The following is a 1,912-nucleotide window of genomic DNA, read 5'->3' as shown; positions in this document are numbered from 1 at the left end:
AAGCCCGACCGCGGATCGCCGGAGAGCTCGGCATTACGCCTCGGGAACTGGCGGGCATGCACCGCCGGTTCGAGGTGATTCCCGGTGCCCAGGCCCAGGTCGACTGGGGCGACGAGGGAAAGATCCTCGCCCATATGGGCATCACGAAGGTCTACTCCTTCCACATGGTCCTGTCGTACTCACGTGACCCGTTCTGCTGTTTCACCACCAGCCAGGACCTGCAGACGTTCTTCGACTGCCACCGCCGGGCGTTCGCGCACTTCGGAGGGGCGCCGATGACGATCGTCTACGACCGCACCAAGACCGTTGTCCGTCGCCATGTCGCCCCTGGTGAGGCGGTTCCTCTGCATCCGGAGGCGGCAGGATTCGCTGGCCATTACGACTTCGACATCGACGTGCTGGCCGCCTACCGGCCCACCGGCAAAGGCCGGGTCGAACGTCAGGTGCTGATCGTCCGCGATCACGTCCTGTCCGGCCGTGCCTTCTCCTCCATCGAGGAGATGGATGCCGCGTTCACCACGTGGGTGCCGCATCGGCGGGCTCAGATCCACAAGACGCACCGGGAGGTCATCGGCGAGCGGGCAGCTCGCGATCACGCGGCTCTGCGGCCGTTACCGCCCACCCCGTATCTGGTGGCCGAGCGGCATCTGCGGCCGGTCGGCAAGGACTGTCTGGTGGCCTTCGGCGGCAACCTCTACTCGGTGCCCGCCCGCAAGGTCCGCCCCCGCCAGCTGGTGGAGATCCGTGCCACGAAGTCACAGGTCCGGCTGCATTCGACCGTCCCCGACACCAGCGGCGAGACCCTGCTGGCCATGCACCCGCGGGCGGTCGGTCGCGGGGTCCGGGTCGTCGAGGAGAAGCACTGGGATGGCCTGCCCACCGGCAGGGGACGCCGGACGACCACCGGCGACATCCCTGACCAGCCTCACCGCGAGCGTCTGCGTGGTGAGGAATCCGGGCCGCTGGAGGCCCTGTTGAACCGGGCTGCGGCCAGCCGGATCGAGGTCGGGCGCCGACCTTTGTCGGTCTATGACGAGCTGACCGGCACCCGCCCATTCACCACCCGTTCCCAGAGCAAGGACACGTCTTGAGCGAGCTGACCGGAAACCGCATCCGCACTACGGCCGCCAAGCTCGGTCTGCCTCACCTCGCCGAAACCGTCAACGACTACACCCGACGGGCCGACGAAGCGAAGATGGGCTACCTCGACTTCCTTGACCTGGTGTTGTCCGAGGAACTCGCCGTCCGCGACGACCGTCGTTTCCGCCAGGGCCTGCGGACCTCGAGGCTGCCGCACCACAAGACGCTGGATGAGTACGACTTCTCCTTCCAGCCCGAACTCGACCCACGCAAGATCAAGGATCTCGCGACTCTGTCGTTCGTTGAGGCCAAAGCGAACGCTGCCCTGCTCGGGCCGCCCGGAGTCGGCAAGACCCACATCGCCGTCGCGCTGGCGGTCGCCGCGTGCCGGGCCGGCTACTCGATCTACTTCACCAGCCTCGACGACATGGTCCGCAATCTCAAAACCGCCGAGGCCGCAGGACGCCTGGCCCGCAAACTCGGCTCCTACTTGCGTCCGAGTGTCCTCGTAGTCGATGAAGTCGGATACCAGCCCCTCGAGCGATCCGAGGCGAACCTGGTCTTCCAAGTCATCTCCAAACGCTACGAGAAGGGTTCGATCATCCTGACCTCGAACAAGACCTTCAGCGAGTGGGGCCAGGTCTTCGGCGACGAGGTGCTGGCCACCGCGATCCTCGACCGCCTACTCCACCACTGTGAAGTCGTGCCCATCAACGGCAACAGCTACCGGCTGAAGAACCGCCTCAAGGCCATCGAGCGAGAGACCGAAGTGGCCTGACGTCTGGGGACGTTCGTCTGTACACAACTGGGGAGCTAAGGCCGTACGCCGACA

Annotated in this window: 2 protein-coding genes; both read left to right on the top strand. The window is 65.9% G+C overall.

Annotated features, from left to right (window positions below; genetic code table 11):
- Positions 1–1,091 (top strand): IS21 family transposase (istA, locus tag ACWV17_RS33780; protein WP_455362664.1); only part of this gene is annotated, 1,091 nt, incomplete at its 5' end.
- On the top strand, positions 1,088–1,858 hold the full coding sequence (istB, locus tag ACWV17_RS33775) for an IS21-like element helper ATPase IstB (RefSeq protein ID WP_455362663.1): 771 nt from the start codon (positions 1,088–1,090) through the stop codon (positions 1,856–1,858). The genes istA and istB, both read left to right, overlap by 4 nt.
- Positions 1,859–1,912 lie beyond the last annotated feature (54 nt).

This window comes from Streptomyces mabaensis (assembly GCF_053763515.1).
The sequence above is the reverse complement of the archived record's forward strand: the minus strand, read 5'-3'. Positions and strand labels throughout refer to the sequence as shown.